Annotated in this window: 22 protein-coding genes; 8 read left to right on the top strand and 14 right to left on the bottom strand. The window is 71.9% G+C overall.

Features of this window, described 5'->3' with window-relative positions; translation table 11 throughout:
* Positions 1-40 precede the first annotated feature (40 nt).
* Both QDS12_RS04875 and QDS12_RS04870 read right to left on the bottom strand, forming a co-directional pair.
* Positions 41-2,392, bottom strand: coding sequence for an excinuclease ABC subunit UvrA (locus QDS12_RS04875; protein WP_279877341.1), 2,352 nt, complete (start codon positions 2,390-2,392; stop codon positions 41-43).
* A 38-nt stretch (positions 2,393-2,430) separates the two neighbouring features.
* Positions 2,431-3,045, bottom strand: a complete 615-nt coding sequence (locus tag QDS12_RS04870; protein WP_279877340.1) for a glyoxalase — start codon at positions 3,043-3,045, stop codon at positions 2,431-2,433.
* Positions 3,046-3,212: 167 nt separating this feature from the next.
* On the opposite strand from QDS12_RS04870, the gene QDS12_RS04865 reads away from it, so the two are divergent.
* The 4 genes from QDS12_RS04865 to QDS12_RS04850 are packed head-to-tail and all read left to right on the top strand — an operon-like array spanning position 3,213 to position 6,822.
* Positions 3,213-3,491, top strand: a complete 279-nt coding sequence (locus tag QDS12_RS04865) for a hypothetical protein (protein ID WP_279877339.1) — start codon at positions 3,213-3,215, stop codon at positions 3,489-3,491.
* A gap of 16 nt (positions 3,492-3,507) precedes the next feature.
* Positions 3,508-4,869 carry a phosphoglycerate dehydrogenase gene (gene serA / locus QDS12_RS04860; RefSeq protein WP_279877338.1) on the top strand — a complete coding sequence of 454 codons (1,362 nt, stop codon included), beginning with the start codon at positions 3,508-3,510 and terminating at the stop codon, positions 4,867-4,869.
* A gap of 45 nt (positions 4,870-4,914) precedes the next feature.
* Positions 4,915-5,523 carry a hypothetical protein gene (locus tag QDS12_RS04855; RefSeq protein WP_279877336.1) on the top strand — a complete coding sequence of 203 codons (609 nt, stop codon included), beginning with the start codon at positions 4,915-4,917 and terminating at the stop codon, positions 5,521-5,523.
* Positions 5,524-5,577: 54 nt separating this feature from the next.
* A complete protein-coding gene (locus QDS12_RS04850) occupies positions 5,578-6,822 on the top strand; it encodes an MFS transporter (RefSeq protein ID WP_279877335.1) in 1,245 nt (414 codons plus the stop codon).
* Between the two features lie 135 nt (positions 6,823-6,957).
* Here the strand turns inward: QDS12_RS04850 and QDS12_RS04845 are convergent, their stop codons facing one another.
* Positions 6,958-7,218 (bottom strand): DUF4031 domain-containing protein, encoded by a 261-nt coding sequence (locus QDS12_RS04845; RefSeq protein ID WP_279877334.1) that lies wholly within the window; start codon positions 7,216-7,218, stop codon positions 6,958-6,960.
* 51 nt (positions 7,219-7,269) lie between these two features.
* Here QDS12_RS04845 and QDS12_RS04840 point away from each other — a divergent pair, with 51 nt between their 5' ends.
* On the top strand, positions 7,270-7,626 hold the full coding sequence (locus tag QDS12_RS04840; RefSeq protein WP_279877333.1) for a hypothetical protein: 357 nt from the start codon (positions 7,270-7,272) through the stop codon (positions 7,624-7,626).
* Here QDS12_RS04840 and QDS12_RS04835 read toward each other — a convergent pair.
* Complete coding sequence (locus tag QDS12_RS04835; protein WP_279877332.1) at positions 7,623-8,342, bottom strand: GntR family transcriptional regulator; 720 nt, start codon at positions 8,340-8,342, stop codon at positions 7,623-7,625. The genes QDS12_RS04840 and QDS12_RS04835 overlap by 4 nt on opposite strands.
* Before the next feature lie 133 nt (positions 8,343-8,475).
* Here QDS12_RS04835 and QDS12_RS04830 point away from each other — a divergent pair, with 133 nt between their 5' ends.
* Positions 8,476-9,084 (top strand): alpha-ketoglutarate-dependent dioxygenase AlkB, encoded by a 609-nt coding sequence (locus QDS12_RS04830; protein ID WP_279877331.1) that lies wholly within the window; start codon positions 8,476-8,478, stop codon positions 9,082-9,084.
* On the opposite strand, the gene QDS12_RS04825 is transcribed toward QDS12_RS04830, so the two are convergent.
* Positions 9,081-9,632, bottom strand: coding sequence for a LemA family protein (locus QDS12_RS04825; protein ID WP_279877329.1), 552 nt, complete (start codon positions 9,630-9,632; stop codon positions 9,081-9,083). The two genes, QDS12_RS04830 and QDS12_RS04825, sit on opposite strands and share 4 nt — an antisense overlap.
* 205 nt (positions 9,633-9,837) lie before the next feature.
* Between QDS12_RS04825 and QDS12_RS04820 the strand changes: the two genes are divergently transcribed.
* Positions 9,838-11,094, top strand: coding sequence for an MFS transporter (locus QDS12_RS04820; RefSeq protein WP_279878464.1), 1,257 nt, complete (start codon positions 9,838-9,840; stop codon positions 11,092-11,094).
* 65 nt (positions 11,095-11,159) lie between these two features.
* Positions 11,160-11,888: a hemerythrin domain-containing protein gene (locus tag QDS12_RS04815; RefSeq protein WP_279877328.1), complete on the top strand. Its 729-nt coding sequence runs from the start codon at positions 11,160-11,162 to the stop codon at positions 11,886-11,888.
* On the opposite strand, the gene QDS12_RS04810 is transcribed toward QDS12_RS04815, so the two are convergent.
* From QDS12_RS04810 to QDS12_RS04770, 9 genes are all read right to left on the bottom strand, one after another.
* A complete protein-coding gene (locus QDS12_RS04810) occupies positions 11,885-12,631 on the bottom strand; it encodes an SRPBCC family protein (protein ID WP_279877327.1) in 747 nt (248 codons plus the stop codon). The genes QDS12_RS04815 and QDS12_RS04810 overlap by 4 nt on opposite strands.
* Positions 12,631-13,494, bottom strand: coding sequence for a xanthine dehydrogenase family protein subunit M (locus tag QDS12_RS04805; RefSeq protein WP_279877326.1), 864 nt, complete (start codon positions 13,492-13,494; stop codon positions 12,631-12,633). The genes QDS12_RS04810 and QDS12_RS04805 overlap by 1 nt, the downstream gene beginning before the upstream one ends.
* Positions 13,491-15,950 (bottom strand): xanthine dehydrogenase family protein molybdopterin-binding subunit, encoded by a 2,460-nt coding sequence (locus QDS12_RS04800; RefSeq protein WP_279877325.1) that lies wholly within the window; start codon positions 15,948-15,950, stop codon positions 13,491-13,493. Before QDS12_RS04800 ends, QDS12_RS04805 begins: the two co-directional genes overlap by 4 nt.
* Positions 15,947-16,459 carry a 2Fe-2S iron-sulfur cluster-binding protein gene (locus QDS12_RS04795; protein WP_279877324.1) on the bottom strand — a complete coding sequence of 171 codons (513 nt, stop codon included), beginning with the start codon at positions 16,457-16,459 and terminating at the stop codon, positions 15,947-15,949. The genes QDS12_RS04800 and QDS12_RS04795 overlap by 4 nt, the downstream gene beginning before the upstream one ends.
* An 87-nt stretch (positions 16,460-16,546) precedes the next feature.
* Positions 16,547-17,737 (bottom strand): transcriptional regulator, encoded by a 1,191-nt coding sequence (locus QDS12_RS04790; protein ID WP_279877322.1) that lies wholly within the window; start codon positions 17,735-17,737, stop codon positions 16,547-16,549.
* 87 nt (positions 17,738-17,824) lie between these two features.
* Positions 17,825-18,076 carry a hypothetical protein gene (locus QDS12_RS04785; protein ID WP_279877320.1) on the bottom strand — a complete coding sequence of 84 codons (252 nt, stop codon included), beginning with the start codon at positions 18,074-18,076 and terminating at the stop codon, positions 17,825-17,827.
* A gap of 4 nt (positions 18,077-18,080) precedes the next feature.
* Positions 18,081-19,229 (bottom strand): XdhC family protein, encoded by a 1,149-nt coding sequence (locus QDS12_RS04780; RefSeq protein WP_279877319.1) that lies wholly within the window; start codon positions 19,227-19,229, stop codon positions 18,081-18,083.
* The gene (locus QDS12_RS04775; RefSeq protein ID WP_279877318.1) at positions 19,222-20,481 is read right to left on the bottom strand and encodes a VWA domain-containing protein; all 1,260 of its coding nucleotides are present in this window, start codon (positions 20,479-20,481) and stop codon (positions 19,222-19,224) included. Before QDS12_RS04775 ends, QDS12_RS04780 begins: the two co-directional genes overlap by 8 nt.
* Complete coding sequence (locus QDS12_RS04770; protein ID WP_279877317.1) at positions 20,478-21,350, bottom strand: MoxR family ATPase; 873 nt, start codon at positions 21,348-21,350, stop codon at positions 20,478-20,480. The genes QDS12_RS04775 and QDS12_RS04770 overlap by 4 nt, the downstream gene beginning before the upstream one ends.
* Positions 21,351-21,385 lie beyond the last annotated feature (35 nt).

Genomic DNA, 21,385 nt, shown 5'->3' with positions numbered 1-21,385 from the left:
CAGGCTCGGCGCAGGCCCGCCGAGCCTGTCGAGGTCCCCGTCAGGACCCGACGTAGGCGGCGAGGTGCTGCCCGGTCACCGTCGCGCGCGCTGCGACGAGGTCGGCCGGCGGGCCCTCGAAGACGACCCGGCCGCCGTCGTGGCCGGCGCCGGGGCCGAGGTCGATGATCCAGTCGGCGTGCGCCATCACGGCCTGGTGGTGCTCGATGACGATGACCGACTTTCCGGCGTCGACGAGCCGGTCGAGGAGGGCGAGCAGGTTGTCGACGTCGGCGAGGTGGAGGCCTGAGGTGGGCTCGTCGAGGACGTAGACGCCGCCCTTCTCGGCCATGTGGGTGGCGAGCTTGATGCGCTGGCGCTCGCCGCCCGAGAGCGTGTTGAGCGGCTGGCCGAGCCGGAGGTAGCCGAGGCCGACGTCCTCGAGCCGCGCCAGGATGGCGGCGGCGGCCGGCGTCCGGGCCTCCCCGGCGGCGAAGAAGGCGTGCGCCTCGGCGACCGGCAGGTCGAGCACCTCGGCGATGTTGAGACCGCCGAAGCGCAGGTCGAGCACGGCTGCCTGGAACCGCCTGCCGCCGCAGTCCTCGCACACGGTCGCAACGGTCTCCATGAACCCGAGCTCGGTGTAGATCATCCCGTTGCCCTTGCAGGTCGGGCAGGCGCCCTCCGAGTTGGCCGAGAACAGCGCCGGCTTGACCCCGTTGGCCTTCGCGAACGCCTTGCGGATCGGCTCGAGCAGGCCGGTGTAGGTCGCCGGGTTGCTGCGCCGCGAGCCCTTGATGGCGCCCTGGTCGACCACGATGACGCCCTCGCGCCCGGCGACCGAGCCGTGGATGAGCGACGACTTGCCCGAGCCCGCGACGCCGGTGACGACGCACAGCACCCCGAGCGGGACGTCGACGTCCACGTCCTTCAGGTTGTGCGTGGAGGCGCCCCGGATCTCGAGGTGCTCCGCGGCCGTCCGCACCGTCTCCTTGAGGGAGGCCCGGTGGTCGAGGTGCCTCCCGGTGAGGGTGTCGCTCGAGCGCAGCCCGTCGACGGTCCCCTCGAAGCAGATACTGCCGCCGCCGGTGCCCGCGCCCGGGCCCAGGTCGACGACGTGGTCGGCGATGGCGATCGTCTCCGGCTTGTGCTCGACCACGAGGACCGTGTTGCCCTTGTCGCGCAGCTCGAGGAGCAGCTTGTTCATCCGCTCGATGTCGTGCGGGTGCAGGCCGACGGTGGGCTCGTCGAAGACGTAGGTGACGTCGGTGAGCGCCGATCCGAGGTGCCTGACCATCTTGGTGCGCTGCGCCTCGCCGCCCGACAGCGTGCCCGAGGGACGGTCGAGGGAGAGGTAGCCGAGGCCGATCTCGACGAAGGAGTCGAACAGGTGCAGCAGGTGGGCGACCAGCGGCGCCACGCCCTTGTCCTCGATGCCGCGCAGCCACTCGGCCGCGTCGGTGACCTGCATCGCGCACACGTCGGCGATGCTGAGCCCCTTGATCTTCGAGGAGCGCGCCGACTCGTTGAGCCGTGTGCCGGCACAGCCGGGGCAGGTGGTGAAGACGGCGGCCCGCTCGACGAACGCCTTGATGTGCGGCTGCAGCGACTCGGGGTCCTTGGAGAACATGGACTTCCGCAGCTTGGGGATCAGGCCGTCATAGCTGACGTTGATGCCCTTGGCCTTGATCTTCGTCGTCTGCTTGTAGAGCAGGTCGTGGCGCTCCTTCTCGGAGTAGTCGGCGATCGGCTTCGCCGGGTCGAAGAAGCCGGACTCGATGAAGGTCGCGACCATCCAGCCGTCCGCGGTGTAGCCCGGCACCAGGATCGCGCCCTCGGCCAGCGACTTCGACTCGTCGATGATGACCGACAGATCGAGGTCCGACACGGTGCCGCGGCCCTCGCACTCCGCACACATCCCGCCGAGGTAGACCGCGTCCTTGACGATCTTCTTCTCGCCGTTCGGGCCGGTCATGACGCCGCTGGCCTTCGTGGTGGGGATGTTGAACGAGAACGCGGTCGGACCGCCGATGTAGGGCTCGCCGAGGCGGCTGAACAGGCTGCGGAGCATCGCGTTGGCGTCGGTGACCGTGCCGAGCGTCGAGCGGGCGTTGGCGCCCATCCGCTCCTGGTCGACCACGATGGCCGTCGTGAGTCCCTCGAGTACGTCGACCTCGGGCCGCGGCAGGTTCGGCATGAAGCCCTGCACGAAGGTCGAGTAGGTCTCGTCGATCAGCCGCCGCGACTCCGCCGCGATCGTGCCGAAGACGAGCGAGCTCTTGCCCGACCCCGAGACGCCGGTGAACACCGTCAGCCGCCGCTTCGGCAGCTCGACGCTGAGGTCCTTGAGGTTGTTCTCCCGCGCGCCCTGGACCCTGATGACGTCATGGGTGTCGGCGACCGGCGTGCTCATCGTGTCTCCCTCGTCGAGTGGCTCCCTCCGATCCAACCTCATTCGGCGGCGTCCTCCCACCGGAATCCGTCCGGGTCGGTGAAGGGTCCCGCGTCGCTGACGATCGCGATCCGGTGCGAGCCCTCGCCGTCCTGCGGGACGCCGGCGTCCTTCGCGAGCGCCTTGCGGCCGTAGAGGGCGAGCGTCACGCCGCCCGGCGCAGCGGCGAACTCGACGTACTTGCGGCCGAAGCTGCGGGCGACCGTCAACCCACGGTCGAGGTAGAAGCGCTTGCTCTCCACGATGTCGGCGGTGCCGAGCAGCAGCACCACCTGGTCGACGTCACGGCTGGCCGGGGCGGTGTCCTTCTTCGTCGACGTGGCGATCTTCCAGATCGTGCCGTCGGGAGCCTGGACCACGCCGCCGTAGCCCCAGAAGCCCTTCGTGGTCGGCTTCACCGTGGTCGCGCCGGCCTCGAGCGCCGCGCCGACGAGAGCGTCGACGTTGCCGGGCTGCGCCACGACGAGGGACATCGTGAAGCCGCGGAAGCCTGACGTCGGCGACGCGGCGGGCCGGACTCGGAGGAGGTCGCCGAGGTCGAACGCCTCCTTGTAGAACGCCTCGGCGGCGGTCGGGTCGGGCGCTTCGATGGTGATGGTGTCGATGGTGGTCATGGCCTAGAGCTCCTCTCGGTGGGCTTGTCGGGATGTCGACGTACGCCGCTCGAGAGATGTGACATGGCCCCTTCGGACCGGCCCCGCTGGGTCAGCCCGATGACCCGAATTGGTCGAGCTGCGCGAATCCCGCCCCGGCCAGGGTCGACTCCTCCTACGGTCGTGCCGTGCTCCTTCGTCGCCTTCTCGGCCCCGCCGTGCCGCTCCTGCTCGCTGCGTCGCCGCTGCTCGTCGCGCCCACCGCCTCGGCTGCCACTCACCCGTCCGGGTCGGTCGCGCCGACGGCGTTCGACCGCCACGCGTGCACGCGGACGTCCTCGGGGTCGTGCATCAGGGGCGGCCAGCTCTGCCCGAAGTCGAAGTACCACAAGAGCGGCTGGGACGCGAAGGGCCGCCGCTACGTCTGCAAGGGCAGCCGCACGCACCCCCACTGGATGAAGCCCTGACGCCGTCCTCGGTGTCATGCCCGCATCACGTTCGAACGCCGGCCGCGGTCGAGCAGCGCATCGGCGAGCTGCGCTGCCACGAGCCTCCGGGGCCTCGGGAGCCGTCTCGCAGGTCAACCGAGATGCCTCGCGCGGGTCGGCGCGGTCTTACCCTGGGGGCATGGCCAAGGCTCTCCTGCTCGAGAACATCCATCCCGTCGCCGTCGAGAACCTCGAGGCGGCCGGTTTCGAGGTGGAGCTGCGCAAGGCGAGCATGTCCGAGGACGAGCTCGTCGCCGCGCTCGCCCCCAAGAACGGGCAGGGCGTCACGCTGCTCGGCATCCGGTCCAACACCCACATCACCGCGCGCGTGCTCGACAGCGCGCCGGACCTCACTGCGATCGGTTGCTTCTGCATCGGCACCAACCAGGTCGACCTGCCCGCCGCCGCGGAGCGCGGGGTCGTGGTCTTCAACGCGCCGTACTCCAACACGCGCAGCGTCGTCGAGCTGGTCATCGCCGAGATCATCAGCCTCGGCCGCCGCCTCACCGAGAAGACCGAGAAGATGCACGCCGGCATCTGGGACAAGAGCGCCAAGGGCTCGCACGAGGTCCGCGGCCGGACGCTCGGCATCATCGGCTACGGCAACATCGGCACCCAGCTGTCCAACCTCGCCGAGGCGATGGGCATGTACGTCATCTTCTACGACATCGCCGACCGGCTCGCCCACGGCAACGCGCGCCGGATGCCGACCATGGACGCGCTGCTCGCCGAGGCCGACGTCGTCAGCCTCCACGTCGACGGACGCCCCGGCAACGCCGGCATCTTCGGCGACGAGCAGTTCCGCAAGATGAAGCCGCGCAGCCTCTTCATCAACGCCGCCCGCGGCATGGTCGTCGACACCGAGTCGCTCCGCGAACACATCCTGTCCGGTCACATCGCCGGTGCCGCGCTCGACGTCTTCCCCATCGAGCCGAAGGCCCAGGGCGACCCGTTCGAGTCCCCGCTGCGCGGCCTCGACAACGTCATCCTCACGCCGCACGTCGGCGGCTCGACGCAGGAGGCGCAGGAGGAGATCGGCTACTTCGTCTCCACCAAGCTCAAGAACTTCCAGCGCGAGGGCTCGACCGCCCTGTCGGTGAACCTGCCGGCCGTCCAGCCGCCGTCGCTCACCGAGGGCTCGCGGCTCGGTTTCCTGCACGTCAACGTGCCGGGTGTCCTCGCCGAGGTCAACAACATCCTCGCCAGCGAGGGTGTCAACGTGACCGGCCAGTACCTCGCCACCCGCGGCGAGCAGGGGTACGTCGTCACCGACGTGTCCGGGCACGTCTCCGAGGGCGCCCTGGAGAAGCTGCAGGCCTCGCCGCACACCCAGTGGCTGCGCAGCTGGGAGTCCTGAGGTCCGACTGGCCTTCCCGGCGGGAGAACCGGCAGGATAGGCCTCGTGGAGCTGCCTCAACATTGGCCACTTCCTGACGCCACCGACCTGCGCGACGCGCTGCGGGCGGCCTACGACGACCCCGGTCGCCGCTACCACGGCACCCGGCACCTCGAGGAGGTGCTGGAGCGGCTCGGCGAGCTGCGGGAGGCCGGGACGGCGTTCGACCAGCTTCCGGTGACGCTGGCCGCGTGGTTCCACGACAGCGTCTACGACGGCGAGCGCGACGCCGAGGAGCGCTCGGCGGTCTGGGCCGAGGACGGCCTGCCGGGCCTGGTCGACGCGGCCGTCGTCGCCGAGGTCGCGCGCCTCGTCAGGATGACCGAGACGCACCGGCCGGACAAGCGCGACGCCAACGGGTGCGCGCTGTCGGACGCCGACCTGGCCATCCTGGCCGCCGGCCCCGAGCGCTACGCCGAGTACCGCGACGCCGTCCGCGAGGAGTACCGCCACCTCGACGACGAGGAGTTCCGGAAGGGCCGCGCACTGGTCCTGCGGCACCTCCTCGACAAGGAGACGATCTTCCACACGGCGTACGCCCACGAGGCCTGGGAGGCGGTCGCCCGCGCCAATCTCGAGGCGGAGCTGCTCGTGCTGGCCGAGGGCCTGCAATAGACGACTCGATAACGATTCGGCCACGGGGGTTTGAGGCCGCCAGAATCCTGCCTCGTGGGATTCGCGACGTACGCCGTGGTGCTGAAGAACCCGGTGGTACGCCGGATCCTCCTGCTCGGGATGCTCATCCGTGTTCCGCTGTGGGCGGCCAACGTCGTCATCACGCTGCACGTGGTCGGTCATCTCGACCGCTCCTACGCGCAGGCCGGGCTCGTCTCGACGATCGTCGCGATCGCGCTGTCGGTGAGCAGCCCGTGGCGCGGGCGGCGGCTCGACCGGGTGGGGCTGCGCGCGACGGTGCTGCCGTCGATCGTGATCGGCGCGGTGGCGTGGAGCATCGCGCCGTGGCTCGGCTACTGGCCGCTCGTCGTGGTCGCCGGCTTCGCCAGCCTGTTCGCCGTCCCGAGCTTCTCGATCATCCGGCAGGTCCTGATCGGGCACGTCCCCGACCACCACCGGACGACGGTGCTGTCGGTCGACTCGGTGGCCACCGAGCTGACGTTCCTCGTCGGACCCGTGCTGGGCGTGCTCGCGGCGACCTACCTGCCCACGCCCGTCGCGCTGCTCATCTGCCAGCTCAGCGTCGTCGTCGGCGCGCTGATCCTGTGGATCGCGAACCCGCCGTTGCACAGCGAGCACGCCGACCTGTCGGCCGGCAAGGTGCACGTGCGCTCGTGGCTGAGCCCCGCGGTCGTCATGGTGCTGGTCATCGCGGTGACCAGCACGATCATCCTCACCGGCGAGGACCTCGCCACGGTCGCGGCGCTGCGTGACTGGCACCAGTCGACCTCGATCGGCTGGACGCTCGCCCTGTGGGGAGCCGGCTCGGCGATCGGCGGCATCGTGTACGGCGCCCTGCACCGCCACCCGTCGGCGGCCATCCTGCTCGTCGGCCTCGCCGGCACCACCGCCCTGGTCGCCTTCGCGCCCGACGGCAACCGGCTGTGGTTCGCCGCGCTGCTGACCATCTCCGGCCTGTTCTGCGCGCCCACCATCACCGCCACCGTCGACGACCTCTCCCGCAACGTGCCGGCGAGCGTGCGCGGGGAGGCCATGGGCTGGCACGGCTCCGCCCTCACCCTCGGCAGCGCCATCGGCGCGCCGATCATCGGCCTCGGCCTCGACCACGGCGGCTGGTCGTGGGGCTTCGGCCTGGCCGGCCTCGCCGGTCTCCTCATCGCCCTGCCGGGCCTCGTGCTGCACCGCCGCGGTCGTCCCAGCCGCGCGCTGCCGACCGTCGAGGAGGCGGCCGCGCTCGGCGATGCTCAGCAGGCCACCGACGCGCCGCTGGGGGTGTGAGGGGCGCGCTGACTGCATGTTCATCGAGGTATGCAGGGAAATGCGCACCTCCCCAGCGGAGCTCCGCGTGGGCAGTGACGGTTCGGCTGCATACCTCGATGAACAGTCAGCGGCCCGCCCCACCCCGCCTCGCGGCTAGGACGACCGCTTCCGCCGCCGCAGCCCGGCGGCCCGCAGCCGCGCGACGAGCTCACGGCTGCTGACCGCGACCGCGCCGGCGGCGACCACGTCGTCGTACCGCTCGGACGGGACGTCGTAGTGGTCCCGGTCGAAGCCGCGCGCCGGGATGCCGACGGCGGCGGCGAAGGCGTGCAGCTCGTCGTAGGACTCATCGCTCACGAGGTGCGACCACAGCCGCCCGTAGGCGGCGACGAGCGGCGGGTCGATGAGGATCACCGCCCCAGTATCCGGGGGCGGCGTTTGACGGCTGGGAGAACATGGGGGGCGATGGATGCCACGCTCCTGCTCGAAGCCCGTGCCCTCGTCCTCTCCGACCTGCAGGCACGCGGTCAGGCGAGCGCAGACGCCGTCAACGCGCTCGAGGACGCCGTCTCCGAGCGCGGCTGGTGGGCGGACCAGTGGCCCGAGGGGGCGAGGTACGTCGCCGGGCTGGTCGCCCAGGACGTGCAGGACGCGCTCTTCGAGAGCGGCAGCCGGTGGCCGCTGTGCACCGGCTGCGGGGTGGACGCCCCCGAGCACTCGCTCTACATCTCCCCCGACCTCGGCGGCCCCGACCCGGTCTGGGTGTGCGAGGAGAGCGGCGACGTCGTGGCACCGCTGGGGCGGTTGGAGCACGCGCGCTAGTCGGACCCGCCCAGCGTGATCCGCAGGGCGTAGCGGTCGGCGCGGAGGGTCGAGCGCGACACCTCGATGACCTTGTCCTCGCGCAGTCCCCGACGCTGCTTCCGTACGACGGGGGCGCCGGCGCGCAGCCCGAGCAGCGACGCCTCTTCGGGTGACGCGAGGTCGGCGGTCATCGTGTCCTGGACCCACGTCGGCCGCAGGCTGCGACTGCCGAGCTCGTCGTAGAGGCTGGTCGGCGCCACGCCTTTCAGGAAGCCGGGCAGGAGCACCTCGTTGAGGAAGACCTCCTCGATGCTCATCGGAGCACCGTCGGCGTGCCGGAGTCGCCGCCAGCGGATGACGGCGTCGCCCTCGGTGATGCCGAGCGCCTCCGCGACGCCGGGGCCCGCCTGCTCGAGGCGGAGCACCAGCGTCTGCGACTCGGCGGCGAACCCCCGGCCCGTCATCTCGTCGGTGAAGGAGAGGACGGGCGTCGAGCTCCGTCGCGGGCGGGCGACGAACGTCCCGCGGCCCGGCTTGCGCTCGAGCAGGCCCTCGCCCACCAGTGCGTCCAGCGCCTGGCGCACCGTCATGCGAGCGACCCCGAAGCGGCCCACCAGCTCACGCTCGGAGGGGGCCGGTGCGCCCGGCAGCTCCTCGGCGACGAGCCGGCGGACGTACTCACGGATGGCTTCGTGCTTCAGCGCCCGCCCCCGGGGCGACAGCACGTTCTCCATGCCGGTCAGCGTAGGTAGACCGGCGCTCCGCTGTCCGCGGATTGCCCAGTCCTTGTCCGTCGGGCGCGCGTGCCGGCGCCGCCGACCACTGACCCCTAGAACATGTGTTCGAAGGTGGCGTAGGGTGGGGCGCATGGAGTTCCAGGGCACCCTCTTCGAGGCTCCGGCGGGCATCGGCTTCGACCGGCTGGAGCGCACCGTCCTGTCCCGCGGGGCATGGATCGACGTCCACCGCGACTGGCTTCCGGACGCCGACGAGGTCTTCGAGCGACTCGTCGGGACGGTGCCGTGGCGCGCGGAGCGACGCGAGATGTACGACCGGGTGGTCGACGTACCCCGTCTCGTGCACACCTACCTCGCCGGCGAGGCCCTCCCGCACCCGGTGCTCGACGAGGCCCGCGACGCACTGAGCGAGCACTACCTGCCCGAGCTCGGCGAGCCGTTCCGGACCGCGGGCTGCTGCTACTACCGCGACGGCCGCGACTCCGTCGCCTGGCACGGTGACACCATCGGACGCGGCCGGTCACAGGACACGATGGTCGCCATCGTCTCGCTCGGCGACCCGCGCCGGCTCTGCCTGCGCCCGCGCGGCGGCGGCGACTCGATCTCGGTCGAGATGGGTCACGGCGACGTGGTCGTGATGGGCGGCTCCTGCCAGCGCACCTGGGAGCACGCGGTGCCCAAGGTCGCACACGCGGGGCCGCGGATCTCGGTGCAGTTCCGGCCGATGAACGTGTTCTAGAACTGCACGGTCGGCGCCTGCTCCTGGCCGGCCGGCGCCTGGTAGAACTGCCGCGCCTCGACGCCGGCGATCCCGGTGAAGAACATCCACGGGACGGTGGCGACCAGCTTGTTGAGGGAGGCGACGGCGTCGTTGTAGTAGGTGCGGGCGAACGCGAGCTGCGTCTCGGTCTCGGCGAGCTGCTGCTGGAGCCGGAGGAAGTTCTGGTTCGCCTTGAGGTCCGGGTAGGCCTCGGCGGTCGCGTTGAGCCGGAAGAGCGACTGCTGCAGCTCGGCGTCGGCGGCCGCCTTGGCGGGTACGTCGGCCCGCGCGGCCGCGGCCGCCACCGCGCTGCGCGCCCGCGTGACCTCGTCGAGCACCTGACGTTCGTGCGCGGCGTAGCCCTTGACCGTCTCGACGAGGTTGGGGACCAGGTCTGCTCGGCGGGTCAGCTGCACGTCCATGCCGCCCAGGGCCTCCTGCGCGGAGACGTCGCTGCGCCGCAGGCGGTTGAAGCCGACGACGAGCAGCACGAGGACGACGACGACCACGATGATGGCGATGAGCATGGACGGATCCTTCGCGTGACGGGTGGGACGATCCTGCCGGACAGGACGGGCGCTGGCTACCAGGCGCCGCCACCGGGTCACGGCGGGACCCTGGAGGGAGCCTGGTCCCGTCCGCATGACTCGCCGGGGCCATGTGGACCGGCCCAGGCGGGGAATTCATTCGAACGACGGCGGCGACCAGTGGTTGCATGACGCCGTGTCGACGATGACTGCACGCCCGAGCCTCTCCTCCTTCTGGCACGACCTGCCGCGGGAGGGCAAGCTGTTGCTCTCGCTCGTCGTCATCGACTTCGTCGGCCGTGGTCTGACGCTTCCGTTCTCCGTCGTCTACCTGCACGAGGTCCGCGACTTCTCGCTGAGCACCACGGGCGCCCTGATCGGTCTCGGCTCACTGGTCGGCTTCGCCGCCGTCGGCCCCGGCGGTGCGGTCATCGATCGGATCGGCGCCCGCAAGGTCATGCAGCTGGTGCAGGTCCTGCTCATCCTCGGCGGCGTGCTGCTCGCGTTCGCGTCGACCGTGGCCGTCGCGGCGCTCGCGCTCGTGCTGCAGGGGCTCGCCTTCGGGGTCGTCTGGCCGGCGTCGCAGAGCATGATCGCGGCGGTCGTCCCGGTCCCGCTGCGCCAGCGCTACTTCGGCGTGAACTTCACGCTGCTCAACCTGGGCATCGGGCTGGGCGGCATCATCAGCGGCATGCTCGTCGACGTCGACCGGCTGGTCACGTTCCAGGCGATCTACCTGGCCGACGCGGCCACCTTCCTGCCGAGCGCCTTCGTCCTGGCCTGGCCGCTGCGCCACATCGCGGGCCGACCGGTCCACGACGACGAGACGGGCGAGCGGCCCAGCTATCTCGCGCTCCTGCGCAACCCGGCCGTGCGGACCCTGCTCATCGTCAGCGTGGTCGGCGCCTTCGTCGGGTACGCCCAGCTCAACGCCGGCATGACCGCCTTCGCGACGGCGGTCGGCGGGGTGTCGACGCGCGCCCTCGGTTTCGCGTTCGCCGCGAACACCGCCGTGATCGTGGTGCTGCAGCTGTTCGTGCTGCAGCGCATCGAGGGGCGCCGGCGTACGCGCGTCCTCGCGGTCATGGGCGTGATCTGGGCCGTCGCCTGGATCTGCCTGGGTGCCGCCGGACTCACGCCCGGGACCCTGACCGCGGCGCTGCTGGTGTGCGCGTGCACGGCGATCTTCGCGCTCGGCGAGACGCTGCTGCAGCCGAGCGTCCCGGCGATCGTCAACGACCTCGCCACCGACCGCACGCGGGGCCGCGCCAACGCGCTGAACTCCTTCGGCTTCCAGCTCCCGCAGGTCGTCGCGCCGCCGATCGCCGGCCTGCTCATCGACCACAGCCTGTCCGGGCTCTACATCGCGTCGCTGGTCGTCGGGTCGCTCCTCATCGGGGTCCTGGCGATCACCCGGCTCGAACCGCTGCTGACCCCGGCCGAGAACGGTGTGCGGACCTAGCCGATCCCAAGGACCCTCCAAGTCGCCAGGACCAAGGTGGTGCTCCCGAGACCCAGGAGAGCGACATGACCACCACAGCCACCGCCTACCCCGACCAGCTCACCCTGCCCGGCCAGGCGGCCGCGCCGGGCGGTCCGGTCGACATGACGATGATGTACCTGATGCACCACGCCTTCCGGCGCGACCTGCGCCGGTTCGACGAGGCGGTCGCGGCGACGCCGGTGGACGACCGGTCGACGTGGCAGGCCCTCGCCGAGCGGTGGGACAGGTTCTTCGTGATCCTGCACCACCACCACACCGGCGAGGACGCCGGCATCTGGCCCTTCCTGCTCGACCGCGCCGACGCCGAGGAGCGCGGCCACCTCGAGGCGATGGAGGAGGAGCACAGCCACATCGACCCGCTCCTGACCAGCGTCGCCACCGGCTTCGAGGCGCTCGGGCGCGGCGCGCTCCCGCGGAACCCGGAGACGGTGCGCGCCGCGCTGCACGCGCGGATCGAGGACACCCGCGAGGCGCTCGGGCGTCACCTGGCCCACGAGGAGACCGACGCGATGGCGATCCTCCAGCGTCACATGACGCCGACCGACTGGGAGCGGATCGAGCAGGTGCACTTCAAGGCCGACGAGCACCCGGTGGCCCTCTCGTTCATGGTGCCGTGGCTCGCCGAGGGGGTGCCCACCGCCGGGCTCGACGAGGTCTTCTCCGGGCGCGGTCAAGCGTTCCGCGTGCTCTGGTGGTTGACGCGGGGTGGCTACCGCCGCAGCGAGCAGCGCGCCTTCCGCTATGCCTCCTAGAAGATCCGGCGGACCAGCCAGACGAGCAGCGCCAGCCCGACCAGCCCGGCCGCGCCCTGCTTCCAATAGCTCCTGACGAGCACCGGCAGCACGGTCGCACCGAGATTCAGGGCGTCGTCGGCGGGAGGTGGGCCACCCAGCGCCTGCGTCGCCGGCGCGGTCGATGGCTCCACGCTCGGGGCGGCGGAAGGCTCCGCGGACGGCGCCGAGGCAGGACCCGTGTCCTGGTCCTCCCCCGGCGCCGCGGTGGCGGCGGCGCCTGTCGGCACCGACGCGGGTCCGGCGTCCTGGTCCCCATCAGGTACGTCGGACCGCTGCTCCAGACACGCCACGAACTGCCCGAGCAGCTTGTCGGAGACGTCCTGCATCACCCCGCGGCCGAACTGCGCCGGCTTGCCGGTGATCGACAGGTCGGTCTTCACCTCGACGTCGGTCGAGTCCCCGGCACCGCTCATCGAGACGGTCACCGTCGCGCCCGCCGTACCGTTGCCGCGCTTGTCGCGTCCCTTCGCCTCGACGACGAAGGCGTGTGCCGCCTCGTCCTTCGAGACGAAGGTTCCGGAGCCGGCGTAGACGAGCGCGATCGGGCCGAGCTTGACCTTGACGGTCCCCTCGAAGGAGTCGCCGGAGGCCGAGGTGACCTGGGCGCCCGGGAAGCACTCCGCGAGGGAGGAGATGTCCTGGAAGCGGGCCCAGGTCTCGTCGACGGTGCCCGGGACGGTGAAGCCGTGGGTCAGCTCCATCAGGCGCCGGCCCCCTGCACTGCACCCAGCACCGCCCGTCGGCACATGACGGTGACGACGTGGTTGCGGTACTCCGCGCTGCCGTTGAGGTCCGACGGCGGGTTCGCGCCCTCGGCGGCACGCCCGCATGCCGCGCGGACGGCGTCCTCGGTCGCCGGCTGACCGCGCAGGGCCTCCTCGACGCCGCGGGCACGCAGTGGCGTGGAGCCCATGTTGGCCAGGCCGATCGCGATGTCGGCGATCGTCCCACCCTCGACCCGCGCCGTCGCCGCGACCGCGCAGATCGGCCACTGGTGGGCCACCCGCACCATCTTCTCGTGGTGGGCGCCCCAGCCGGTGTGCTTGGGGATCCGGACCTCGGTGAGGATCTCGTCCTCGGAGATGGCGGTCTCGAAGAGGTCGACGAAGAAGTCGTCGGCCGGGACCGTGCGCGTGCCGGCCGGGCCGGCGATCACGAACTGTGCGTCGAGGGCACGGGCCGGGCCGCCGAGGTCACCGGCCGGGTCGGCGTGCGCGAGCGCGCCGCCGAACGTGCCACGGTGACGGACCTGCGCGTCGGCGAGGTGCGCCACGGCCTTCGCGACGAGCAGCGCGTGCTCCGCGACGAGCGGGTCGGCGCCCACCACGCTGTGCGGCGTCATCGCGCCGATCACGATCGCGTCGCCGTCGTCGCGCACGCCGCGGAGCGAGTCGATCCGGCCCAGGTCGATGATCAGCTCCGGCGCGTTGAGCCGCATCCGGAGGACCGGCAGCAGCGACTGCCCCCCGGCCAGGATCTTCGCGTCGTCGCCGTGCTGCTGGAGCGCGGCCAGTGCCTCCTCGACGCTGGACGGCGCGACGTAGTCGAACGGTGCGGGGATCATGCCTGTCCCTCCTCGGTGCTGAGGTGGGGCACCGCCGCGTCGACCGTCTCGCCGCCGGACCCCGCTGTGTTGATCGCCTTCCACACCCGCTCGGGGGTGCACGGCATCTGGATGTCGTCGACGCCGAGGTGTCGGACCGCGTCGACGACGGCATTGACCACCGCCGGCGTGGAGGCGATCGTCCCGGCCTCGCCGACGCCCTTGGTGCCGAGGCTGTTGGTCGTCGACGGCGAGCTGGTGTGGTCGATGTCGAAGCTGATCGTGTCGGCCGCGGTCGGCAGGAGGTAGTCGGTGAACGTGCCGCTCACGAGCGTGCCGGAGTCGTCGTAGACCGCCTCCTCCCACAGCGCCTGCGCGATCCCCTGGACCAGCCCGCCGTGCACCTGCCCGCTCACGATGAGCGGGTTGATGATGACGCCGATGTCGTCGACGCAGGTGTACTTGCGCATCCGCGTCTCGCCGGTCTCGGTGTCGACCTCCATCGCGCACAGGTGGGTGCCGTGCGGGAAGTTGAAGTTGACCGGGTCGTACGTCGCGTCGGCGTCGATCCCGGGCTCCACCCCGTCCGGGAGGTTGTGCGCGGCGAAGCTGGCGGTCGCGATCTCCCCGATCGCCAGCCCCTGGTCGGTGCCTCGGACACCGAAGCGACCGTTCTTGAACTCCAGGTCGTCGATGCTCGCCTCGAGCAGGTGGGCGGCGATCGGCTTGGCCTTCTCGATCACCTTGTCGGCGGCCCGCACCAGCGCCTCGCCGCCGACGACCAGCGAACGCGAGCCGTAGGTGTCCATGCCGCGGGGGACGACCTGGGTGTCGCCGTGCAGGATCTCGACGTCCTCGAACGGCACGCCGAGCCGGTCGGCGACGATCTGGCTGAACGCCGTCTCGTGACCCTGGCCGTGCGCGCTCGCACCGGTGATGACCTCGACCTTCCCGGTCGGCAGCATCCGCACGCTCGCCGCCTCCCAGCCGCCGGCCCCGTAGTTGAGCTGGCCCAGCACCCGACTCGGCGCGAGACCGCACATCTCGGTGAAGGTGCTGACGCCGATGCCGAGCTGCACCGGGTCGCCGGAGTCACGGCGCCGCTTCTGCTCGGCCCGCAGGTCGTCGTACCCGAAGAGCTCCTTGGCGCGGGCGGTGGCGGCCTCGTAGTTGCCGGAGTCGTACTCCAGCCCGGCGACCGTCGTGAACGGGAACTCCTCGTGCTTGATCCAGTTCATCTCCCGGACCTCGAGCGGGTCCTTGCCCAGCTCGGCGGCGAGCTCGTCCATCAGCCGCTCGACGGCGTACGTCGCCTCCGGCCGGCCGGCGCCGCGGTAGGCGTCGGTCCAGGTCTTGTTGGTGAGCACCGTCTGGCAGTTGAACTGGTAGGCCGGGAACTTGTAGATGGCGTTGAACATGAACGCGCCGAGCACCGGGACGCCGCCGCCGACCAGCGCGACGTAGGCGCCCAGGTCGGCCAGGAGCTCGACCTTGAGCCCGGTGACGTGCCCGTCCTTGGTCGCGGCGAGGGTCAGCTTCTGCCACTGGTCGCGGCCGTGGTGGGCGCTCAGCAGCGACTCGGACCGGGTCTCGGTGTACTTCACCGGCTTGCCGAGGCGACGGGCGACCGCGAACGCGATCATCTCCTCCGGCGTCTGCTGCAGCTTGCCGCCGAACCCGCCGCCGACGTCCGGCGCGATGACCCGGATCTTGGACTCCGGCACGCCCGTCGTCGCCGCGAGGGCGAACCGGAGGATGTGCGGGATCTGGGTCGCGCTCCACACGGTGATCTGCTCGCCGGTCGGGTCGACGACGACGCTGCGGGGCTCCATGAACGCGGGGATGAGGCGCTGCTGGCGGTACTCCCGCTCGAGGACGACGCCGTCCTCGCGCGCCTGGGCGATCGCCTCGTCGACGTCGCCGCCCGTGCCGGCCTCGGCGGAGTCGAACCTCCAGAAGGCGCTCTTGTTGGTGCCGAGGTCGGGGTGCGCGAGCGCGCCGCCGTTCTCCGCGGATGCCGCCGCGGCCTCCTTCAGGTCGAGCGCCGCGGGCAGCTCGTCGTAGTCGATCTCGACCAGCTCGGCGGCATCGCGGGCCTCGGCGGCGCTGCGCGCCACCACGACAGCGACGGTCTCGCCGGCGAAGGCCACGCGGTCGACGGGCATCGGCGGGTGCGCCGGCGTGACCTGGTCGGTGGTGATCGCCCAGGCGTTGATGCACGCGCCCTGCGTGTCGGCCAGGTCCTCGCCGGTGAGTACGGCGACCACGCCGGTCGCCTCCTCGGCGGCCCGGGTGTCGATGGTCGTGATCCGCGCGTGGGCGAAGGGGCTGCGCACCATGGCCAGGTGCAGCATGCCGTTGAGCTGGAGGTTGTCGGTCCAGCGGGTACGGCCGGTGATGAGCCGGGCGTCCTCCTTGCGGCGCCGGTCGCGGCCGATCTCCTTGGTGTCCATCGGCTGGGCCTCGACGGCGGTCATGCGGGAGTCACCTCCTCGGCGACGCCGCCGGCCTCACCGGCGGCGGCGACCAGCTGGCCGGACGCGTACTGCACGGCCCGGACGATGTTGTGGTAGCCGGTGCAGCGGCACAGGTTGCCCTCGAGACCCACCCGGATCTCCTGCTCGGAGGGCTGCGGGTTGTGGTTGAGCAGGTCGATGCTCTGCATGATCATCCCGGGGGTGCAGAAGCCGCACTGCAGCCCGTGGCACTCGCGGAACGCCTCCTGCACCGGGTGCAGCCGGCCGTCCTTCGCCAGCCCCTCGATGGTGGTGACGTCGTGCCCGTCGGCCTGCACCGCGAGGACGTTGCAGGACTTCACGCTCTCCCCGTCCAGGTGGACGGTGCACGCGCCGCAGTTGCTGGTGTCGCACCCGACGACGGTGCCGGTCTTGCCGAGCTTCTCGCGGAGGTACTGCACCAGCAGCATCCGGGGCTCGACGTCGTCACTCACCTTCATGCCGTCCACGGTGAGGTTGATCCGGGTCATGGGACCTCCAGGTGATCACGCCGATGTGGTCCCGATCACACTAGGAGGCGCCAGGTTGCCCGAAGGTTGGCGACCGCTCGCCGGTGCTCAGCGAGCCGCCGCGAGCCGTGCCTTGAGGAGCGGCACGACCGGGTGCTGGTGGCCGGCGAGCACGCGCAGCGCCGCCTCGACGACCTCGGTGTCGTAGGGCGCCAGCTCGGAGTAGCGCAGGACGGCGTCGGGCTCCGGCTGCCCGAGCAGCGCCTCGCGCAGCGCGACGGCGACGTATTCGGCGAGCTCGGTGAGCGCCGGGCTGTTGGTGCCCGGCATGAGGTCGCCGCCGTAGGCGTCGACGGCGGCGCCGACGCGGCCGCGGCGCAGCAGGGACAGGACCTGCTCGACGTCGGTGGCGACCGGCATGAGGAGCCGGTAGGGGCGGGAGGCGAGCTGACCGCCGATCGCGTGCCGCAGGTGGGAGACCTCGGCCTTGAGGGTGGAGAAGGTGACCGCCTGGTCGCCGTAGACCGCGGCGTGCAGCTGCTCGAGCGAGAGGCCCTCGGGGTGCAGCGCGAGCAGGGCGAGGATCTCGGTCTGGCGCCTGTTGAGCAGCAGCCGCTGGCCGTCGAGCCATGACTCGGCGGTGCCGAGCAGGGTCATCACGAGGCCGGGCGCGCTCGGCTCGTCGCGTCGGCCCGCGACGGCGCCGGCGGGGAGCGCGGTCTCGATGAGCCGGGCCATGACCCGCGCGGTGGCGAGGCCGATCGGGTGGGTACGGTCCCAGGTCGTCGAGAGGTCGACGACGCCGAGGCGGGCGCCGGTGACCGGGTCGTGCACCGGGGCCGCCCAGCACACCCAGTTGTGCACCACCTCGGCGTAGTGCTCCGCGGAGAACACCATGGAGGGCACGTCGTCGCGGTTGGCCAGGTCGAGGGCGTTGGTGCCCACCGACTGGTCGTCCCAGCGCCCGCCGGGCACGAAGTTGACCGTCTCGGCCCGGCGTCGCATCACCCGGCCGCCGTACGTCCAGAGGATGCGCGTGTCGGGATCGGTGATGGCGATGACGAGGTCGCCGTCCTCGGCCGTGCGACGCAGGTCCTCCTCGACCCGCTCGACCGCCACCTGGAGCGGCGAGTGCCGCCAGTAGTCGGCCGTGTCCGCCTCGTCGGCGAGCGGCGCATGCGTGACGTCGGGACGGATCACCGACGACCGGGTCCAGCTGCGCAGGATCTCGGGACGGACCCGGTGCTCGACATCGTCACCGTTCTCCACGAAGGAGGTCCAGGCACGCACGGCGTCCACGCGCCGCGCCTGCAGCTCTGCTCTGGCCATCGTCACCTCGGGAAGGAGCGCCGTCGGGTCGAACCTACCCGCTCGTGACACCCGTCACTAGGAGCCGGATCCACTCGCGAGGACGGCGAGACCGTCGACGATCCGTGCCAGGCCGAAGTCCCACGCGTGGTCGGGGCTGGAGGACGTCTGCATCGCCTGCCCGGCCGCCGCGCCCACCCGCCGTGCGAGCGGGTGGTCGTCGCCGAGGTACGCCGCCAGCCGGCCGCTCCACGTGGCCCACTCCTCCTGCATGTCGGGATCCGTGGCGGCCTGCTCGGCGGCCGCTGGGTGGACGCCTGACCGGGTCACCGGCTCACGGCAGGACGTGCTCCCGGTGGATGCGGCCGTCGAGGACGCCGAGACGGCTGCCCGTGCCACCCCAGCGGCCGGCGATGATCTCCGCCGCGATCGAGATCGCGGTCTCCTCGGGCGTGCGCGCCCCGAGGTCGAGACCGATGGGGCTCGACAAGCGGGCGATCTCGTCGGCGGTCAGACCGGCCTCCTTGAGGCGCTGCTCGCGGTCCTCGTGCGTACGGCGGGAGCCCATGGCGCCGATGTAGGCGACCTCCGGCAGCCGCAGCGCCACCTCGAGCAGGGGTACGTCGAACTTCGGGTCGTGGGTGAGGACGGCGACCACCGTGCGCGCGTCGACGCGGCCCGCCTCCGCCTCCGCGGCGAGGTAGCGGTGCGGCCAGTCCACGACCACCTCGTCGGCGTCGGGGAACCGGCTGTGGGTCGCGAAGACCGGCCGGGCGTCGCAGACCGTGACGTGGTAGCCGAGGAAGGCGCCCACCCGGGCGACCGCGGCGGCGAAGTCGATCGCCCCGAAGACGAGCATCCGGGGCTTGGGCGCGAACGCCCACACGAACACCCGCATGCCCTCACCCCGCCGCTCGCCGTGCGGGCCGTAGGTGAGGGTCGCGTTGTGGCCCTGCGCCAGCAGACCGAGCGCGTCGTCGCGGATGGCGTCGTCCATCCGTTCGCTGCCCAGGCTGCCGGACACGGTCGCCGAGCCCGTCGAGGCGTCGGGCCGGATGACCAGGCGGTGCCCGAGCACCGACGCGTCGGGGTGCTCGATGACGGTGGCCAGCGCGACCGGCCGTCCGGAGCGGATGTCGGCCGCGACGTCGCCGAGCTCGGGGAACGTCTCGCGGTCGACCTTCTCGACGTAGACGTCGAGGATGCCGCCGCACGTCAGGCCCACAGCGAAGGCGTCGTCGTCAGAGACGCCGTACCGCTGCAGCACCGGCTCGCCGGAGGCCGCGACCTCCTGGGCCAGGTCGTAGACGGCGCCCTCCACGCAGCCGCCGGACACCGACCCGACTGCAGTGTCGTCCGGGCCGACGAGCATGGAGGCGCCCGGTGGGCGCGGCGCGCTCTGGAAGGTCGCCACCACGGTGCCGACCCCGACCGTCCGGCCGGACTCCCACCACGTCATCAGGTCGTCGAGCACGTCACGCATCGGCTACCACCTCCAGGAGGCGTTGGTATGTCGCCAGCGAGTGCCCGGCGACGAAGTGGTCCACGTGAGGGAGCACCGCGAGCACCCCGGCCTGGATCGGCTCGTAGCCGTCCTTGCCCCGGTGCGGATTGACCCAGACGAGACGGTGGGCGACCCGGCTGAGCTGCCGGGCCTGCTCGGCGAGCAGCGTCACGTCGCCGCGCTCCCAGCCGTCGCTGAAGACGACGACGACGGCGCCGCGTGCCATCCCGCGCCGGCCCCAGCGTTCGAGGAAGACCTGGAGCGTCTCGCCGAGGCGGGTGCCGCCGGACCAGTCGGGCACGGTGTCACCGGCCGCGACGAGCGCGCGCTCGCTGTCGCGCACGCGCAGCGCTCGGGTGAGGTGGGTGAGCCGGGTCCCGACCGTGAAGGTCTCGACGACCGGCCGTCCGCCGGTCGAGCCCGTCCTCCCCCCGATCGAGCTCGTCGACATCCGGTGGGCCAGGCGCAGCAGCGTGTCGGCGTACCCGCTCATGGATCCCGAGACGTCGATGAGCAGCACCACGCGGCGCGGCTTCGTGGCGCGCCGGCGCCAGGCGATCTCGGCGGGCTCCCCCATCCGGCGCAGGCTGGTCCGCAGGGTGCGGGCGGCGTCGACCCGGCCGCGGTGCCAGGGCCGGTGGCGGGCCGTACGGCGCTGCGGCGCCCGTGGCGTCAGGGTGTTGAACAGGGCGGCGAGCCGCTGCTTCTCCGCGGCGGTCAGCCCGGCGACGTCGCGGTGGCGCAGCACCTCGACCTCGCTCGCCATCGCCCGCGTGACGTCGTCCGCCCGATCCGCGGCACCGACGCCGTCGGCCAGCGGCAGATCCCCCACCGACTGGACCGTGGACCGCGCCGGCCGCGGCATCGGGAGCCCGTCGCGGGCGCCGAAGTAGGCCTCGAAGACCTGGTCGTAGCGGGCCAGGTCGTCGGGTCCGCCGCACAGCGTCGCGCGGCCGGCCGTGTAGGTCGCCCGGCGGTCGTCGAGCCCCACGAGCGAGACCGCCTCGAGGTAGCTCTGCGACCGGTCGGAGGTCACCGCCACGCCCGCGGCCCGGAGGGCGTGGGTGAAGCCGAGGAGGATGCGGTCCGCGGGGGTGGTCCCGATACGCTCGCTGGCGCTCGCTACTCGACCAGCGGAAGCCTCGTCCCCCACTCGACCAGCTGGAGCTTCGCTGGTCGAGTAGCCCTCGGGAGGAACGAGCGAGGGCGTATCGAGACCTCGCTCGCTCATGCGAGCAGCCGGTCGAGGGCGGCGCGGACCCGGTCGGCGTCCTCGCGGTACTTCACGAGCGCGCCGAGCGTGGCGCTCGCGGTGGCGAGGTCGACCTGGTCGCTGCCGAGGCAGGAGAGCGCACGGGCCCAGTCGAGGGTCTCGGCGACGCCCGGCGGCTTGAGCAGCCCGGCGTCGGTGCGCAGCTGCTGCACGATCCCGACGACCTGCCGGGCCAGCGCGTCGGCCACCTCCGGGGCGCGGCTGCGGACGATCTCGACCTCGCGGTCGAGGCCGGGGTGGTCGATCCAGTGGTAGAGGCAGCGCCGCTTGAGCGCATCGTGCAGCTCGCGGGTGCGGTTGGAGGTGAGGACCACGACCGGAGGCTCGGCGGCCGCGACGGTGCCGAGCTCCGGGATGGAGACCTGATAGGTCGACAGCACCTCGAGCAGGAACGCCTCGAACTCGTCGTCGGCGCGGTCGACCTCGTCGACGAGCAGCACCGCCGGGCTCTGCTGCAGCGCCGCCAGCACGGGCCGGGCGAGCAGGAAGCGCTCGTCGTAGAGGCTCTTCTCGGCCTCCTCGACCTCGGTGCCGCGGCCGGCCGCCTCGAGGGCACGCAGGTGCAGGATCTGGCGCGGGAAGTCCCAGTCGTAGAGGGCCTGCGTCGCGTCGATCCCCTCGTAGCACTGCAGCCTGATCAGCGGCAGCTCGAGCGACTCCGCGATCGCCTCGGCCAGGGCCGTCTTGCCGGTGCCCGGCTCCCCCTCGAGCAGCAGCGGTCGCTGCATCCGGAGGGCGAGGTAGGTGACGGTGGCGAGCGGCTCGTCGCACAGGTAGCCCGTCCGCCCGAGCCGAGTGCTCAGCTCCTGAGCGGACAGGGTCTCCATGTGATCCAGGCTACTCGGGGCGAGTTGGCCCGGGG

Source organism: Nocardioides sp. CER19 (genome assembly GCF_029846275.1).
In the GTDB taxonomy this organism is placed as follows: Bacteria; Actinomycetota; Actinomycetes; order Propionibacteriales; family Nocardioidaceae; genus Nocardioides.
This window is presented reverse-complemented; position numbering and strand designations above follow the sequence as displayed.

What these genes read in the sequence shown, in the direction of transcription:
- QDS12_RS04810 (WP_279877327.1), bottom strand. Translation starts at nt 12,631, where the DNA reads ATGGAGCTGACCCACGGCTTCACCGTCCCGGGCACCGTCGACGAGACC.
- QDS12_RS04830 (WP_279877331.1), top strand. Translation starts at nt 8,476, where the DNA reads ATGGAGTTCCAGGGCACCCTCTTCGAGGCTCCGGCGGGCATCGGCTTC.
- QDS12_RS04875 (WP_279877341.1), bottom strand. Translation starts at nt 2,392, where the DNA reads ATGAGCACGCCGGTCGCCGACACCCATGACGTCATCAGGGTCCAGGGC.
- QDS12_RS04805 (WP_279877326.1), bottom strand. Translation starts at nt 13,494, where the DNA reads ATGATCCCCGCACCGTTCGACTACGTCGCGCCGTCCAGCGTCGAGGAG.
- QDS12_RS04770 (WP_279877317.1), bottom strand. Translation starts at nt 21,350, where the DNA reads ATGGAGACCCTGTCCGCTCAGGAGCTGAGCACTCGGCTCGGGCGGACG.
- QDS12_RS04775 (WP_279877318.1), bottom strand. Translation starts at nt 20,481, where the DNA reads ATGAGCGAGCGAGGTCTCGATACGCCCTCGCTCGTTCCTCCCGAGGGC.
- QDS12_RS04835 (WP_279877332.1), bottom strand. Translation starts at nt 8,342, where the DNA reads ATGGAGAACGTGCTGTCGCCCCGGGGGCGGGCGCTGAAGCACGAAGCC.
- QDS12_RS04840 (WP_279877333.1), top strand. Translation starts at nt 7,270, where the DNA reads ATGGATGCCACGCTCCTGCTCGAAGCCCGTGCCCTCGTCCTCTCCGAC.
- QDS12_RS04870 (WP_279877340.1), bottom strand. Translation starts at nt 3,045, where the DNA reads ATGACCACCATCGACACCATCACCATCGAAGCGCCCGACCCGACCGCC.
- QDS12_RS04800 (WP_279877325.1), bottom strand. Translation starts at nt 15,950, where the DNA reads ATGACCGCCGTCGAGGCCCAGCCGATGGACACCAAGGAGATCGGCCGC.
- QDS12_RS04815 (WP_279877328.1), top strand. Translation starts at nt 11,160, where the DNA reads ATGACCACCACAGCCACCGCCTACCCCGACCAGCTCACCCTGCCCGGC.
- QDS12_RS04795 (WP_279877324.1), bottom strand. Translation starts at nt 16,459, where the DNA reads ATGACCCGGATCAACCTCACCGTGGACGGCATGAAGGTGAGTGACGAC.
- QDS12_RS04825 (WP_279877329.1), bottom strand. Translation starts at nt 9,632, where the DNA reads ATGCTCATCGCCATCATCGTGGTCGTCGTCGTCCTCGTGCTGCTCGTC.
- QDS12_RS04780 (WP_279877319.1), bottom strand. Translation starts at nt 19,229, where the DNA reads ATGCGTGACGTGCTCGACGACCTGATGACGTGGTGGGAGTCCGGCCGG.
- serA (WP_279877338.1), top strand. Translation starts at nt 3,508, where the DNA reads ATGCCCGCATCACGTTCGAACGCCGGCCGCGGTCGAGCAGCGCATCGG.
- QDS12_RS04820 (WP_279878464.1), top strand. Translation starts at nt 9,838, where the DNA reads ATGACTGCACGCCCGAGCCTCTCCTCCTTCTGGCACGACCTGCCGCGG.